At 34.9% G+C, this 17,116-nt stretch carries 14 protein-coding genes; 6 read left to right on the forward strand and 8 right to left on the reverse strand.

Annotated elements, in window-relative coordinates:
- Positions 1 to 103 precede the first annotated feature (103 nt).
- From AC2DZ0_RS10205 to AC2DZ0_RS10225, 5 genes are all read left to right on the forward strand, one after another.
- Positions 104 to 1,162 (forward strand): twin-arginine translocation signal domain-containing protein, encoded by a 1,059-nt coding sequence (locus AC2DZ0_RS10205; RefSeq protein WP_484641645.1) that lies wholly within the window; start codon positions 104 to 106, stop codon positions 1,160 to 1,162.
- Positions 1,162 to 3,471 (forward strand): PSD1 and planctomycete cytochrome C domain-containing protein, encoded by a 2,310-nt coding sequence (locus AC2DZ0_RS10210; RefSeq protein ID WP_484641647.1) that lies wholly within the window; start codon positions 1,162 to 1,164, stop codon positions 3,469 to 3,471. Before AC2DZ0_RS10205 ends, AC2DZ0_RS10210 begins: the two co-directional genes overlap by 1 nt.
- 5 nt (positions 3,472 to 3,476) lie before the next feature.
- A complete protein-coding gene (locus AC2DZ0_RS10215; protein WP_484641648.1) occupies positions 3,477 to 4,931 on the forward strand; it encodes a DUF1501 domain-containing protein in 1,455 nt (484 codons plus the stop codon).
- Positions 4,932 to 4,954: 23 nt separating this feature from the next.
- The gene (locus AC2DZ0_RS10220) at positions 4,955 to 7,081 is read left to right on the forward strand and encodes a c-type cytochrome domain-containing protein (RefSeq protein WP_484641649.1); all 2,127 of its coding nucleotides are present in this window, start codon (positions 4,955 to 4,957) and stop codon (positions 7,079 to 7,081) included.
- A gap of 92 nt (positions 7,082 to 7,173) precedes the next feature.
- A complete protein-coding gene (locus AC2DZ0_RS10225; RefSeq protein ID WP_484641650.1) occupies positions 7,174 to 8,751 on the forward strand; it encodes a sulfatase in 1,578 nt (525 codons plus the stop codon).
- A gap of 13 nt (positions 8,752 to 8,764) precedes the next feature.
- On the opposite strand, the gene AC2DZ0_RS10230 is transcribed toward AC2DZ0_RS10225, so the two are convergent.
- The 8 genes from AC2DZ0_RS10230 to AC2DZ0_RS10265 form a co-directional block, all read right to left on the reverse strand.
- Positions 8,765 to 9,223, reverse strand: coding sequence for an Lrp/AsnC family transcriptional regulator (locus AC2DZ0_RS10230; RefSeq protein ID WP_484641651.1), 459 nt, complete (start codon positions 9,221 to 9,223; stop codon positions 8,765 to 8,767).
- Positions 9,224 to 9,507: 284 nt separating this feature from the next.
- Positions 9,508 to 9,789, reverse strand: coding sequence for a pyrimidine/purine nucleoside phosphorylase (gene ppnP / locus AC2DZ0_RS10235; protein WP_484489959.1), 282 nt, complete (start codon positions 9,787 to 9,789; stop codon positions 9,508 to 9,510).
- Between the two features lie 302 nt (positions 9,790 to 10,091).
- A complete protein-coding gene (gene dsrP / locus AC2DZ0_RS10240; protein WP_484489960.1) occupies positions 10,092 to 11,312 on the reverse strand; it encodes a sulfate reduction electron transfer complex DsrMKJOP subunit DsrP in 1,221 nt (406 codons plus the stop codon).
- 34 nt (positions 11,313 to 11,346) lie between these two features.
- Entirely contained in the window at positions 11,347 to 12,429 is a 1,083-nt protein-coding gene (locus AC2DZ0_RS10245) for a 4Fe-4S dicluster domain-containing protein (protein WP_484641653.1), read from the reverse strand.
- 33 nt (positions 12,430 to 12,462) lie between these two features.
- Complete coding sequence (locus AC2DZ0_RS10250) at positions 12,463 to 13,185, reverse strand: multiheme c-type cytochrome (RefSeq protein WP_484641655.1); 723 nt, start codon at positions 13,183 to 13,185, stop codon at positions 12,463 to 12,465.
- Positions 13,186 to 13,188: 3 nt separating this feature from the next.
- Positions 13,189 to 13,866, reverse strand: coding sequence for a nitrate reductase cytochrome c-type subunit (locus AC2DZ0_RS10255; RefSeq protein ID WP_484641656.1), 678 nt, complete (start codon positions 13,864 to 13,866; stop codon positions 13,189 to 13,191).
- Positions 13,867 to 13,868: 2 nt separating this feature from the next.
- Positions 13,869 to 16,199 (reverse strand): molybdopterin-dependent oxidoreductase, encoded by a 2,331-nt coding sequence (locus AC2DZ0_RS10260; RefSeq protein ID WP_484641657.1) that lies wholly within the window; start codon positions 16,197 to 16,199, stop codon positions 13,869 to 13,871.
- Between the two features lie 6 nt (positions 16,200 to 16,205).
- A complete protein-coding gene (locus AC2DZ0_RS10265; RefSeq protein WP_484489965.1) occupies positions 16,206 to 16,442 on the reverse strand; it encodes a hypothetical protein in 237 nt (78 codons plus the stop codon).
- A gap of 221 nt (positions 16,443 to 16,663) precedes the next feature.
- On the opposite strand from AC2DZ0_RS10265, the gene nrdG reads away from it, so the two are divergent.
- Positions 16,664 to 17,113, forward strand: a complete 450-nt coding sequence (gene nrdG / locus AC2DZ0_RS10270) for an anaerobic ribonucleoside-triphosphate reductase activating protein (RefSeq protein ID WP_484641658.1) — start codon at positions 16,664 to 16,666, stop codon at positions 17,111 to 17,113.
- Positions 17,114 to 17,116: the final 3 nt, after the last annotated feature.

Genomic DNA, 17,116 nt, shown 5'->3' on the forward strand with positions numbered 1-17,116 from the left:
TGAACAAAAACTCCACATAACTTTCTCGAGTTACATGGTATTTTTGAACTGCAAATACGCTTCAACTATTCTAACGAAGCTTATCAAAAGTCAAATCTAACCTATGGAAACTACTCGAAGAAATTTTATCAAGAAAACAGCCCTTGCCACTGCAGCGTTGTCCGTCCCATCTTATGGTTTTACAATTTTAAAAAAACCAGAATTAAAAGATGAAATTATTGGACATGGTGATTTTAAATATCGTGTTCATAAAGAATGGGGAAACCTGAATCCAAATAGTACTCCTATAAAAAACTGCCATGAAATGGTGATGGATTCAAAAGGTAGGTTGATTTTTATAACCGATGAAACCAAAAATAATATTATCATCTATGATAAATCTGGAAAAGTAATATCTACTTGGGGCCATGAATATAAAAGTGGACATGGGCTAACTCTTTTTCAAGAAGGAACAGAGGATGTTCTTTTTATTACCGACCCAAATAGTGGAAGGGTAGTAAAAACCACAATAGATGGTAAACTATTAATGGAATTACCGAACCCGATTGATATTGGTGTTTACACTCAAAAAATGCGCTACAAACCAACAGAAACTGCTATTGCCGCTAATGGAGATATCTATGTAGCTGATGGCTATGGTTCTGACTGGATACTTCAATTCAACCAAGAGGGAGAATTTATTAGAAAATTTGGAGGAAAAGGTTTCAATGACGATCAATTAAGCAATGCCCATGGAGTTGCCATAGATGATCGAGACCCAAATAACATTACCTTGATTTGTACCTCTAGAATGCATAATTCTTTTAAAAGATATACCCTAGATGGCAAATACCTTTCTACCATTTTTTTACCAGGGGCTTATGTTTGCAGACCTGTTATTGACGGAGAAAACATTTATGCTGGGGTTTGTTGGTCTAGGTTGAAATACATTGAAAGGACCCCAAATTCAGGATTCGTAACCATACTAGACAAAAACAACAAAGTAGTTTCAAACCCTGGAGGAACCGCTCCAAAATACAAGAGAGGGGAACTTCAAATGATGGTCCAAGACCAACCTATTTTTAATCATTGTCATGATGTATGTGTTGACAATGATAAAAATTTATACATCTGTCAATGGAATGCGAACAGAGCCTACCCAACAAAATTAGAACGCATATAATGAGAATCTTTGCCATACTTTCAGTCCTAATTATTCTAAACTCATGTGGAACCAAATCCGATAATTACTCAAAATTAACGGATGTTTCCGTACCTAAAATTGTAGATTATAATTTTGATGTTAGACCCATATTATCTGATAAATGTTTCAATTGTCATGGCCCTGATGCAAAGAAACGGTTTGCCAATTTGAGATTAGATACGGAAGAAGGTGCCTATAGTGCACTGAAAGAAAACAAAAATGCACACGCCATTATACCTGGTAACCCAAATGACTCGGAGGTATATAAAAGAATTACCTCAGAAGATCCGAAAAGTGTTATGCCTCCTTTAGAATCCAATCTGACATTGACTAAAAATGAAAAAATCATTCTAAAAAAATGGATAAAGCAAGGAGCTAAATACAAACGTCATTGGGCTTTCTTACCTATTTCAAAACCAAACATTCCTTCCATTAAAAAAGAAGATTGGCCCAATAATGAGATAGATTTTTTTATTGCAAAAAAAATGGAACCTCATAGCCTTACTCCAAATAAAAAAGCAGACAAAGAGCGCTTATTAAAAAGAGTTTCTTTTGACCTTACTGGATTACCACCAAGCGTTGCCCTTCAAGAAAAATTTTTACAAGACAATTCTGAAAATGCCTATGAAAAAGTAGTTGATCAATTGCTCGCAAGTAAGCACTATGGAGAAAAAATGACAAGTTCTTGGTTGGATGTTGCACGCTTTGCAGACTCACATGGCTATCAAGATGATGACTTAAGAACTATGTGGCCTTGGAGAGACTGGGTAATCCATGCATTTAATGAAAATTATGGTTATGATAAATTTGTTACATGGCAACTCGCTGGAGACATGATACCGAACAGCAATATAGAATCTACTCTAGCCACAGGCTTTAACAGAAATCATAAAATTAGTCAAGAAGGAGGGATTATAGTTGAAGAATATAGAATAGAAACCCTAACAGACAGGACAAATACTTTTGGAAAAGCCTTTTTAGGCTTAACCTTTGAATGTGCGAAATGTCATGACCACAAATATGACCCTATTTCTCAAAAAGATTATTATAGCACTTTTTCCTTTTTTGAAAAAACCCCTTATAGAAAACATGCTGGTGGTGTAAATGCTACGGTTGCCGAACCTCCTTTTCTTACAATATCAAACGAACTGGCAAAGGATAGTTTACCTTTTTTAAATAAAAAAGAATACAACCCAGTAAAGGTAATGGTCATGGAGGAAAGAATAGAAGACCGAAATACCCATATTTTAAATAGAGGTGTTTATGATGCAAAGGGTGAAATTGTAACGCCAAACCTACCGAAATCTATTTTACCTTTTGATACAGAAAAACTACCTCAAAATAGGTACGGGCTAAGTCAATGGTTGTTCAACCCCAAAAACCCCTTGACCAGTAGAGTTTATGTAAACCGTTTGTGGCAAGAGTTTTTTGGAGTTGGAATAGTCAAAACCTCTGGAGATTTTGGAATGCAAGGTGACTTACCAAGTCATGTTGATTTACTCAACTGGTTGTCTAAAGACTTTCAAGAACACCAATGGGATATCAAGAGATTGGTTAAAATGATGGTGACCTCAGCAACCTATATGCAATCTACTGTTGTAACCGAGGAAAAACTAGCCATTGATCCCGAAAACAAATATTTATCAAGAATGCCAAGATCTCGCTATAGTTTTGAGATGATAAGAGATCATGTATTGGCGAGTAGCGGATTGCTGAACAAAGAAGTTGGAGGACGCAGTGTCAAAACTTATCAGCCTGAAGGAATGTGGAAAGCAACTTCCTCAGGTAGAGGACTGCTAGCAACTTATACGCAAGATCATAACGAAGACCTATACAGAAGAGGGATTTACATGTTCTTCAAAAGAACCTCATTACCGCCCGTACCTATGTTTTTTGATGCAAATACAAGGGACCAATGTGAGGTTTCAAGAAGCAATACTATGACTCCTCTACAAGCATTAATTATGCTAAACGACCCTACCGTATTAGAAGCTGCTAGAGTCTATTCAGAAAAGTTGAACGCAGCAAATAATTCCATCTCTAACCATATAGAAACTGCTTTTAGAACCATTGTTTGTAGAAATATTAAGCCTACAGAAAAACAACTTTTTTTAGAATATTATAAACAACAAGAAGCTCAATTTAAGGAACAGCCTCAAAAAGCAAAAGCCTTTATTGATGTAGGAGAATATCCTATAACAAAAAACAGAAATACGATCAAGGTAGCAGCCTTAATGCAAGTAATTCATACCATGTACAACATGGAAGAAACTATTATCAAAACCTAATTCTCATGAAAAAAGAAGTTTTTGAACATCAAATAAACATCAATCGTCGTCATTTTTTCAAAAAAGCAGCGATGGGCTTTGGTGGCGTTGCACTTGGCTCCCTTTTGGTTCCAGATTTATTTAGTGGTGCCAAATCAACCACAGAACAACCTATTCTAGGTTTGAAACATTTTGCCTCTAAAGCAAAACGTATTATCATGCTTACCCAAAACGGAGCTCCATCACAACTAGAATCTTTTGATTACAAACCAAAACTTAGAGATATGTTTGGTCAAGAATTACCAGATTCCGTAAGAGGCGGTCAACGTTTAACTGGAATGACATCCAAACAAACCTCTCTCCCATTGGTGGGATCTAAATTTGATTTCAAACAACACGGAAATTCAGGCGCTTGGGTAAGTGATTTATTTCCAAATATTGCAAAAATCACAGATGATTTATGCATCATAAAAAGTATGCATACTGATGCCATTAATCACGATCCGGCTTTAACGTTTTTACAAACAGGGGCTCAAGTTGGTAACAGACCTAGCATGGGATCTTGGTTAAGCTATGGATTGGGAAGTGAAAATCAAAACCTGCCGGCCTTCTGCGTTTTATTATCCAAAGGAAAAGGAAACGGACAAGGAGTATACTCTAAACTTTGGGGAAATGGCTTTTTAGATAGTACACATCAAGGAGTACAATTGAGTTCGAGCGAAGATCCAATTCTTTATTTAAACAACCCCAAAGGAATGGATTCAGAATCTCGCAGAAAAATGTTAAACCATCTAGGAACCCTGAATGAAATGGGATATGATGAGTTTGGAGACCCTGAAATAAAAGCAAAAATAAAACAGTATGAAATGGCATTTAGAATGCAAACAGCAGTGCCAGAAATCACAGATGTATCTTCTGAGCCAGATCATATTAAAAAACTATACGGAGCAGATTCAATGATTCCAGGAACCTATGCTGCGAATTGTTTATTAGCGAGAAAATTATCAGAATCTGGAGTACGTTTTGTACAGCTTTACCATCAAGGTTGGGATCAACACAATAATTTAGGAAATGAAATGGTCGGACAGGCTAAAGATGTAGATCAGGCTTCTGCTGCTTTAATAACTGATTTAAAACAAAGAGGTTTACTAGATGAAACTCTTGTCATTTGGGGAGGTGAATTCGGACGAACAAACTTTTGTCAAGGAAAATTAACCAAAGACAGTTATGGAAGAGATCATCACCCAAGGGCTTATAGCATGTTTATGGCCGGTGGTGGTGTAAAAGCCGGAACATCATATGGTAAAACCGATGAACTTGGATATAACATCATAGAAAACCCTGTTCATATACATGATTTACATGCAACCATAATGCATCTCATGGGACTCGATCATGAAAAACTTACCCACAAACACTTAGGTAGAAGATTTAGGTTGACAGATGTTCACGGTCATGTAGTAAATGACATTATTGCCTAACCGGTTTCTTAAAATTTATATTGATGAAAAAACACAGTTCCATTGTTGTAAATACGTTACTATTTTTACACTTTTTATTGGCCTTTTTATTATTTTTTGAAGCGCGAATACAGATTCCTTTTTGGGTTCAACCTTTAGGGAGAATGCATCCACTTATACTACATTTTCCGGTTGCTTTTGTGTCTCTTTTGGTATTGCTAAATCTATTCAAAAAGCAATTAGACTTAGATTCGTATCATAAAATTAATATCTATTTATTGTGGTTAACTTCTGTATCTACAGCCATTGCCACTTTAATGGGACTAATATTATCCATAGAAAGTAACTCTTCAGAATTACTAACTCTACACAAATGGATAGGTGTAGGCATTAGTTTTATGTTATTTATTGCAGTATTAGTTAAAGAAAATAAATACGTTTTTTCAAGTCTTATATATCTAAGTTTTATCTCAATCATTTTTGCTGGACATTATGGTGCGAGTCTAACTCATGGAACAAATTTCATCAGTGAGCCTATAGTCTCTGAACTAACCCCGAAAGAAACCAACCATACGGTTTATCAAAACTTTATACAGCCTGTTATACTTGACAAATGCGCAAGTTGTCACAATTCACAAAAACAAAAAGGCGGTTTGAACTTAAGTACTCTTGAGGGCATAAAAACTGGTGGAAAAAACGGGAAATTATGGGAAGCTCATTCCCCTGAAGAAAGTGCCTTTTTAAAAAGAGTAGCCCTTCCGAAAGAAAACAAAAAACACATGCCTCCGGAAGGGAAACCTCAACTGTCAAAAAAAGAGATAGATCTGATAAAACTTTGGATTGCAGAAGGAGCTGACCCTAATATCTCTTATGCCAATCTTGCAAAAAACTCAGCATTGGAAAAACATATTTCAGAAAACTGGATTCAAAAAGGAAAAACAAAAAAACATGCGTATACGTTTTCATTTGCAGACTCAAAAATAATAGAAAGTCTAAATGACCCATACCGAACAGCTGTTCAAAAATCACCAAAAAGTCCAGCTATTGATGTTACTATTTTTGGAAGATCAAAATTTAAAATAGAACGACTTTCTGAATTGGAAAAAATCAAGAATCAAATCACATATTTGAATCTTTCTAATTTACCCATAGAACAAAAAGATCTTGCTATAATAAACAAGTTTTCTAATCTCGAAAAACTAATTTTAAACACTACCAACATCAAAGACAACCCTTTAGAATCTTTAAGCAATTGTAAAAAATTACAATCCCTTTCAGTTGCTAATACAGGGGTAAATTATTCAATTGAAACTTCATTGGAAAACTTCAAAAACCTAACGGAGCTTTTTATCTGGAATACAAACATTTCTTCTGAAGAAACGAACTCACTAAAAACTAAATTCCGAGAAATAAACTTTATTGAAGGCTACCAAGAACAAAAAAAATCTGAATATGAATTAGCTCCTCCCAGCCTATTAAGTAAAGGAAATATTATCAACGGTAAAGATACAATTCAAATTGGGCACAAACTAAATGGAGCAATCATTAGATATACATTAGACAACTCAACTCCTAACCAGAATTCTGATATTCTGCCAGAATATATTTCTATATCTTTAGAAGGGACACGAAAAAAAACACTTAAAACAATTGCCTCAAAAGCTGGATGGAAAGACAGTAAGGTAAAATCTTTTACATTTTATAGCAAGGGAATATACCCAGACAGTTTTAAAGTTACTTATGAAGGTTTTTACGGAGAATACACGGGTAAGGCAGCTGAAATTCTGATAGATAATTACGTGTTAAATTCACAAAAAATTATCTCTTCTAAATATTGGACAGGATTTAACAAAGAGCCATTAATCGCAATTGCTAGTTTTGAAAACAGCAAGCAAGACATTCAAGAAATTGTATTGAGCTGCGGTTTTAGATCCCGTTGGAACAAAAAATTAAACCCTAAGAAATCTCCCCTAAAGATAGTGGAAATTTGGAGTTCAACTGACAACAAAAACTGGCAATTAGATAGCAAAACCACCTTTCCAAAATTCAAATTTGTAAATAAAAAAACAATAAGCATCAAGGTTAACAATCAAGACCATCGCTATTTTAAAATTATCGCACGTCCTGAAGAAAAATTGACCTTTTATGTAAATCAAGTATTTTTTTACTAATTGTAAAAGGTAAAATTGATTTAAAAACCGGTAATAGAATTACAAATCCTAATTTTTTAGTTAAGTATATTTAGTGTTCTAAATTCATTATCATGAACACCAATTATGGATTAATTGTCGCTATCATAAGTTTTTTGTTAATTCCCACAGAGGTTGTTTTCCCTCAACATAAAAAGCCTAATGTATTACTAATTATGTTGGATGATTTAAATAATTACACTGGTTTTATGGGAGGGCATCCTCAAGTTCAAACTCCAAACCTTGACAAACTGGCAAAAAGTGGAACTATTTTCGAACAAGCCTATTCCAACGCACCAATCTGTGCGCCATCACGAGCGAGTATGTTAACGGGTGTTCTTCCGCATATTTCTAAAAACTTTTGGTTTCAAGATTGGCAAAAAAATAAAGTTTTAATGAAAAACAAATCTCTTGGAGAATTCATGCAAGATAATGGCTATCACACTTATGCAACCGGAAAAATCATGCATCATAGACGCCTCAAAGATTGGACAGAATATGGTATAAAAAATAATTTTGGTCCTTATGCCTTTGATGGAAAAAAAGTTGCCTATCACCCATCCGTTCCCAAAGAATACGCCAATAACAAAAACGATGGTTTATTCGCTTCTTTGGCGGATATTCCTCATTTCAAAAAAAGTAAAAATGTACCGGGTTATTCTGGTTGGTATGATCCGGTAAAGAGAAAGGCCTTTCATTATGTAAATGATGATGATAGAGATTTAATGAATGATGAATTGAGCGCCAACTGGGCCATTAACAAAATCAATTCTCTTGAAAAAGAACAGTCGGACAAGCCCTTTTTTATGGCTGTAGGATTTGTAAAACCCCATACCCCTTTAGTGGCACCTCAAAAATACTTTGACATGTATCCCTTGAAGACGTTACAATTGCCTAAAATCAAAAAAAATGATAAGGATGACTGCTTCTATCGTTCTACTTTCACAAAATACACACCACCATGGGCTCAACATTTTGAGCACCTAAAAGCAGCTTATCACGATATTGATGTTGGACTGAAAACATATATTCAGGCATATTTGGCTTGTGTAAGTTTTGCAGACACCCAAGTTGGAAAGGTAATGAACACCTTAAACAATAGTAAGTTTAAAGAAAATACAATTGTAATATTAGTAAGTGATCATGGCTACAACCATGGGGAAAAAGATTTTCTTTATAAAAATAATCTATGGGAAAAAGGAACACAAATCCCTATGATCATTAGAGCTCCTAGCCTTACAAAAAGTCATGGAAAAAGAATCCAACATCCTGTGTCACTCGTAGATATTTTCCCTACAATTGTGGATATTTGTAACCTACAAGAAAACAATATTAAAGCAGAAGGTGGTGCCGCTTTAAGTGGTCATAGTTTAGTTCCATTTCTTGTAAATCCCATCGAAGAAAATTGGGAAGGACCTAATGTTGCGTTATCCGTTGTAAGAGGGGATTTTAAAAGTAACCAACCACAAGATCAAAGTTATTCAGTACGATCTAAAAACTTTAGATATATCCTTTACGTAAACGGAAAAGAAGAATTATACGACCATAACAAGGACCCTTATGAATGGACCAACTTGGCTTATAAAAAAGCCTATAAAAAGATAAAAAAAGAACTCCGAAAAGAACTTCAGAACAGCGTTCCTTCGCTATAGGTTAAGGAGTCTATCATACAGGGATTGCATAAGTGTTTTTTATCTCACCCATAACAAATGTACTATGTGCACTACCAATATTTTGAACAGAACCTAAGTGATTTAGCACAAAGTTTTGATAGTCTTTCATATCCTTAACCAAAACTTTCAATAAAAAATCGTAATCTCCGGAGATATTATAACACTCGGTAACTTCTTCTAGCGTCATAATATCTTTTACAAATTGATTCCCTATCTCTCTTGTATGTTCTTTTAACGTTACATTGCAAAAAACTATTAAATTTTTATCCAATTTTTCAGCATCTAAAACGGCAACATATTTTTTTATATAACCATGTTTTTCCAATCTTTTTACTCTCTCAAAAACAGGAGTTGCTGATAAATTAACCTTAGAGGCTAACTCTTTTGTTGTCAAGTCTGACTTATTTTGAAGGATTTTTAAAATCCTAAGATCTATGGCATCTAATTTCATGAAGTCTAAAGTTCTTTAATAACAAATGGTTTCACTTCTTTTAGATTTTTAATCTAGAAGACAAATCAAAAATAGACATAAAATCCAAATTTTATCAATATCTATAACGTTATATCCAACAAAAACATCCTTGCAAAGTAATTTAAAAAAATAGAAGAACATAAACGATAGCTATCCATCAAATAACAACTAAATAAAATCAAAAAAATAGGGCTTTCAAATTAATGAAAGCCCTATATATAAATAAATCCTACCCCTAAGATCTAATTACTATATTTTTCGTCTTATTTATATTGACACAAATAAGAAGTTTGTCCTATTGATTTTACTTTAAATGAACTATTTGCTTCTACTTCAAAAGACGTGCCAGTTTTAAAAGATTTCCATTCAGTCTCTCCTGGAAGTAAAGCAACCAACTCTCCTTCAACAACAATCATAGTTTCATGAGAAGAAGTTCCAAACTCATAATCTCCAGGCTCCATAACCCCTACAGTAGAATTACCCGTTGCAGATTTATATCCTAAAGACTTTACTTTTGAGTCGAAATATTCATTTGATGATATCATAAACTTTTTTTTACATTCGACTGCAAATATAGTTTAAGTTCTCATTTATGCAAACAGATTCAATATTAACCTAATGTTAAGAAAATGAACTTCTTAATGACAGCTATTTTCTCCATAATTATTTTTATAAAATTAACCTCCCAATCCCCTATTAACACTAGGATAACATTAAAATAAACACTTTAACAAAAAATATTAATCTGTAAACCAAAAGTTATTTACATCTTAAATGAAAGGGTAATTTAGTAGTAGAAACCAGAATATTTATGATTTTCTAAACCTATATTTTGGGATTAGAGCCATTATTTCTTCTTGTAACGAAGTTTTCCCGTTTCAATTTGCACAGCAGTTCTTGCCAATATAGTAAACACAAAAGCTCCTAATGCCCAAATCCCAAGGGTAACACCAATTTCAATTCCAGTTGGTGTGTACTCTGCAATTTTACCATACGGACCAGGAATAAAACCAGGCACAATCAAACCGAAACCCTTTTCGATCCAAATTGCGACAAACAGCATGAAACAACAAATATAAAGAATGGTCAAATTATTTCTAAACTTGTGAAAAGTTAAGGTTATCGTTGCAAGAATATTCAACGGGATGGCTGTCCATATCCAAGGAAGCAGTGCATTTTTCCCATGCAAACCAAAAAATAAATAATAGGCACTTTCACTATGATGTGTAGGAGCATAAAATTCTTTGAATAGCTCAGATACCAACATAATTAAATTGATTTGAGCAGCAACAACCACTACCAACGCTATTTTTTTTATTGTTTTATCTTCAATTTTAAATTCTGTATGCGAACGAATCATGGCTAGTACTAAAATAATCAATGCCGGTCCTGCTGCAAAAGCCGAAGCTAAAAATCGAGGTCCTAACAATGCGTTATTCCAAAAAGGACGTGCTTGCAATCCTTGATACAAAAATGCGGTTACCAAATGAATTCCAACTGCCCAAAACACAGAAAGAATGGCTCCGGGAACATATACTTTAGACAAAGCTTCTTTGCCTTGATAATGACGAAACAAAATATAAAAAGGAATGGTAACATTGATAAATAGATAACCATTTAAAACCAATACATCCCATGTAAGCATTGAATTCGGGAAATTAAAAACTCCTATTCCAGGAATCATATGCCACAAAACTGATGGTCCACCCATATCCGCCACCACAAAAGCCAAACACATAATCAATGCGGCTACAGCTAGGCCTTCACCAATCAGAACCGCTCTTTTAAAATCTACATCATGCAATACATAAGTTGGCATCACAAGCATTACGGCAGCCGCTGCTACTCCAACTAAAAATGTAAAATTAGAGATATAAAGCCCCCAACTAACTCTATTTGTCATTCCTGTAACCTGCAATCCTTCCTCTAATTGTATAGAGTAACAATACATACCAGCCAACATTACTGCTGTTAAAAAAGCCATCCACAAATGATACTTTTTTGTACCATGGGTTATGATATCCAAACTATCAATAACCAAACTTTTAAATACTTTTAAATTTCCCATTTAAATCAATTTATAAATGATATTTTTTACTTTTTTAATCCATGTAATACCAAAACTTAGGTTCAGTACCTAAATCTTCTTTTAACCTGAACACTTTTTTATTTTCCAAAACCCAACGAATGGTACTATTAGGATCTAACAAGTTACCAAAAACCCTTGCTCCGGTTGGACAAGCCTCAACACAGGCAGGATTCTGTCCTTCCCTAGAACGCTGGATACAGAAAGTACATTTCTCCATAACACCTTTCTTTCTCAGCCTGTTTCCTAAATAATGTTGATTTTTATTAATTTCTTCTTTGGGTACTTCTGGTTTACTCCAGTTAAATCGTCTACCATCATATGGACAAGCCGCCATACAATATCTACAGCCCACACACCAATCATAATCAACTACCACAATTCCATCTGGTTCTTTCCAAGTTGCCTGAACAGGGCAAACCTCAACACAAGGAGGATTATCACAATGAAAACACTGAGTTCCCATGTAAAAATGTCCTTCCGCAGGTACTTCATGATAATAATTATCATCAGCTTCATTAAAATTCAAAGCCATACCTTCCTTCATTTCATGAATTCGGATATACTCCATCTGAGAATTTCTATCCTGATTATTCTCAGTAACACAAGCGCTTACACAATCCATGTACCCTTGGCATTTAGAAATATTAAATGCATAACCAAATAACACTCCTTCTTCGGCTGTTTTTGAAGACATATCCAATGTATCCTTGGTGTTCAATTGATGAGAACGCACCAACCTGTCAACCGTTGCTTTTTTCTCTTCTTCGCTCATCAATTTATAATTCCCTTTAAACTGTTCCTCCCAGTCTATTTGAGCTTTTTCCTTTGCATCATCTCCAGTGGTAACACTACAAGAAGTAGATATTGCACCCGCTCCAACCAGTAAGCTTGCTGTCAACTGTTTAAAAGCATTCCTCCTATCCATTGTTGCTCCCATTACTTGGTCAAAACCATCAACTGGTTTCGCTAATTCGTTGGTTTGATGCGAACCGCAACCACCTGATGTTTTACCACATCCGCAGCCACCTGATTTAGGCTCAGATTTTTTCTTATTGGAAAGTCTTAATGAAAACCATTTATTTTTCTTCTCGCTCATATCTTTTTGGCTATAAAAACACTTGGTGTTTGGTTATTTTCTTTCTTGTTTCTTTTGGGTATTGTATTTAGCTGGCCAACGGGGCTCAAAACTTGGACTATGGGGATTATGACAATTTGTACAAGTCATAGAAGCTCTGGGTGGCGCCCAGCTTTCAATTTTCTTACCATGAGCACCTCCCTTCCAATCTTCAAATTGTTTGGAATGGCATTGACCACATACTTTATAACTCATATTAAAGTCAACTGAATTCCCAGTCAAGGTCTTTAATTCATCTAGGTTTTTGGTATCATGGCAAGTTGCACAATTCATAACATCCGAATTTGCATGTTTTAAACTGATGTTCCAATGTCCTTTTTTAGCGTCCTTCCCTTTTATTTTATTTAAATCATCTGTATGACACTCAGAACAAGCATAAGACTTGATCTGACTTTTTCTTTCTGGTATCAAAAAGATATGAGTTCCTTCTGTAATCTCGATCAAATTCATTTCCGCTAGATATTTATCAGACGAAATACTAGTTCCTTTATAGTGTTTGCTTTCCGCTTTTATTTTATCCGTTACCTTATGATACTCCTCATTATGGTGTTTACAAGAAATTATTGAAATCAATACAAGAAAAACAGACAGCGATTTTGTCATTGATTTTATATAATTCTTGTGTAAAGATTTTCTTGTTCTCATAATCGATTTCCTTCTTCTTAGCTCCTTTATTTTACCTAAGAGTATCGAAATATTTGTTGTTTGTATTCCCATAGTTTATTCTCTTATAAAAATTCCGATATCAGTAACTTCTTTATTATTTAGAACATGGCATTGCCTACAATTCACTCTCTCAGGATGTGTAACACGTATTTCTTTTGGGGCACTCGGACCTGCGTGACACGCCAAACAATTCTCTCTTAACTGTATTTGATGTGGAATCACTGGAGGACTACCTGGCAACGCATTATTAATTCCTACTTTCGGTGCTGGGACTTTTTCAAAATTCGTTGGCTTGAATAACGAATTTGATTTAGTTGGAACATGACATTGCCTACAATTTTCATAATCAGGATGCGGAGTAACAGGAGCATAGGCATCCCATTTTTTAACAAAACCACCATTTTCATGACATTTTAAACAAGCATTTCCTCCCATACTTTGCTCACTTTCCACTTGATGCGGAATACTCGGAGGTGCACCATGATACGCTCTATTGTTATAGTAGGTTTTTAAACTTCTTTGATGTGTTTCATCAATTGGCATTTTTGCATAATCCAATGCAAATTCAGATCTCTTAAACACTCCTTCCTCTGAAGGAATAATACGCATCGGTTCTCTTTCCTCAAGAGGGATATATGCTTGTTCCAAGCCCAACTCATAACTTCTATTCCATAGGGTTAGAAATGAAATTAGAAGAATGGCAAATAATGATAGGATACCAATTCTTTTCATAGTTATGCTTTTTCAACTTTAACGGCACATTTCTTATAATCCGGTTGTTTCGAAATTGGACAAAATGCATCCAATGTCAAATCATTGATCAACATGTTTTCATCAAAAAATGGAACAAAAACTTGACCTTTCTCTGGAACTCCTCTTTCCTTCACAGAAGCAGGTAATTTCATGGAACCTCTTCTTGTAGTAAGTTTCACTGCATCACCAGTTCTTATTTGCATTTTTTTAGCATCATCAGGATGCAGCTCTACATATCCATGTGGCATTGCTTTATGCAACACAGGGACTCTTCTGGTCATAGACCCAGAGTGCCAATGCTCTACAACACGCCCTGTACACAACCAAAAATCAAATTCATTATCTGGAACCTCTGGAGCAGGTTCATATGGTCTCTGCCAAATAACTGCTTTACCATCAGGTTTTCCATAAAAATCAAAATCCTTATCTGACGCACAAGCAGGGTCATATTTAGAATTAAAACGCCATCGGGTTGACTTTCCTTCTACATAAGGCCACATGGCTCCGGGTTGCGTTTTTAAAACTTCTAAAGGAGCCATGGCATGTTTCTTACCTTCATGATGCCTTCTATATTCGTTGTATATTTCCTCGATATGAGTTTCTTCTTTATAGTAAAACTGTTTCTCGAAGCCCATTCTTTTTGCAACTTCAACTATCTGCCAAGTATCACTCATAGCCTCACCAGGGGGCTGTATCATTTGCTCAAAGTACTGCGTTCTTCGTTCAGAGTTACCATACATTCCTTCTCTCTCAACCCACATTGCAGAAGGCAAAATTACATCTGCGATATCGGTAGTCGGAGTTGGATAAATATCGGATACTACGATAAATCTACCTTCCTTTTTACAGGCATCTCTATAGCGCTTTAGTTTAGGCATAGTAACCATAGGGTTGGTAACCTGAATCCACATAAACTTAAGATCTCCTCTATCCAAGGCTCTAAACATTTCCACCGTATGTAAACTCGGCTTTGGATCGATGTTCTCTACAGGAACATCCCATATTTCTGCTGCATGTTCTCTATGTGCCTTATTCATAACCACACCATGCGGTAGTTTGTGAGTCAGGGTTCCCACTTCTCTCACAGTTCCACAAGCACTAGGTTGCCCTGTTAATGAAAATGGACTATTTCCTGGAGTAGAAATTTTACCTGTTAATAAATGAATGTTATATACTAAATTATTGATCCATGTTCCACGTGTATGTTGGTTCATTCCCATACACCACAACGACATTACTTTTGTATTAGGATCTCCATAATAAGCAGCCATATATTTGATATCCTTCGCCGAAACACCAGAAATTTTTTCTACTTTTTCTGGAGCATAATCTTCTAAAAATTCTTTATAAGCTTCAAAATCTATCTTTTCTGGCTTGTCATTAAAACTATATTTATCTTCCAAACCATAGCCCATATCCGTTAGCCCTTTGCTAAAGTTACAATGGTTTTCTACAAATGATTTATTTACCCATCCATTTTTAATAATCTCGTAACAAATGGAATTTGCAACAGCCAAATCAGATTGCGGATTGAAAATAATAGACTTATCTGCGGCGATACTAGTTCTAGTAGTTCGGGTAGCAAAATCAATAATCTTTACTTTGCGTTTGAGTCTTTGATCTAATAACCTAGAAAACAAGACCGGGTGCATCTCAGCCATATTATTTCCCCATAATACAAATACATCGGCATGATCTATATCCTCATAACACCCCATCGGCTCATCAATTCCAAAGGAAGTCATAAATCCTGTTACAGCACTTGCCATACACAAACGGGCATTAGCTTCTACGTTATTGGTACCTATACAGCCTTTGAATAATTTTGAGGCAACATAACCATCAGGAATCGTCCACTGCCCAGATCCATAAATTGATACAGCATCTTTACCAAAGTCCTTGATGGTAGATTGCATTTTTTCTGCAATCAGATCTAAGGCTTCTTTCATACTGGTTTTTACATACTTTCCATTTTTCTTTACTAAAGGATGTGTAAGTCTATCTTTCCCATACATTGCCATGACAGAATGATATCCTTTAACACAGCAAAGTCCTTTGTTTACAGACGATTTCGGATCACCTTTTACTGCAACTGCTTTCCCGTTCTCTACACCAACCAATACACCACATCCTACACCACAAAATCGACAAGGTGCTTTTTTCCAATCTAAATTTGCACCTTTTGGCAAACCTCTTTCTTGTTCCTCTGCAAATAAAATCCCAGGAAACATTGTTGCAGCTGCCGTCATCGCAGACAAAACAGCCATTTTTTTAATAAAGTCTCTTCTGTTCGTTAAAGTAGTTGTATACATAGAAATTTAATTTTTTGATGCGTTAAAACCAGAAACCAATGCCAATAATTTGATACTACTTATAGTATTCAATTGCTCTTGTAAATCATCTTCTTGAGAGTTTGACTCTGTATCAGTAATAAGAATCAACAATTCTTTATTTTCCGCAGGAATCACTTCACAATGATTTAATGAGGCTAAGGTTTGCATTAATTCGTTTTTTTTACCTTGATGAGGGTGAGCTAAGTAACTTTTTATAGGCATAATTTAGTTTTAAAATAATTACAGTATAAAGAACCTGCTAAAATGCAGTTTATAACATGACAATTGTCATAACGCAAAAAAAGAATGCTCTTCAATTTACAAAAACTCATTTGTTTATAACCTTCTTGATAACTCTTAACTACTAATTTATTTTCCATCTAAATAATTAAATACTTTTATAGAAGACTATTTTGTCTTTTATCAAACAAAAAATAACATCAATGTATTATTATGATTTTCAAGTGGTATTACAGGAGGTACCCGGCGAAATAAGTATCTGCTTTTCCATCTGTGGTTGTCAATTAAAATGTAAAGGATGTCACTCCACACACTTATGGGGGGAATCGAATGGGAAAATGCTACTCGTAAATAAGTATCTAGAAATTTTAAACGAATACAAAAATTATGCAACCTGTGTATTATTTATGGGGGGAGAATGGCATGAAAATGAGTTGATTGAATTTTTTCAAATAGCACGGCATAAAAAATATAAGACTTGTCTATACACAGGAGAAGATTCCATTTCTGATAATTTATTAGAACAGTTAAACTTTCTAAAAACAGGCAAATGGAACCCCGAACTAGGCGGTTTAGACAAACCAACCACCAATCAAAAATTTACAGACGTTCGACTTAACAAAAACCTCAATTACTTATTTTCAAAAAATTAAAAT

It is taken from the genome of Flavicella sp. IMCC45668, assembly GCF_057219105.1.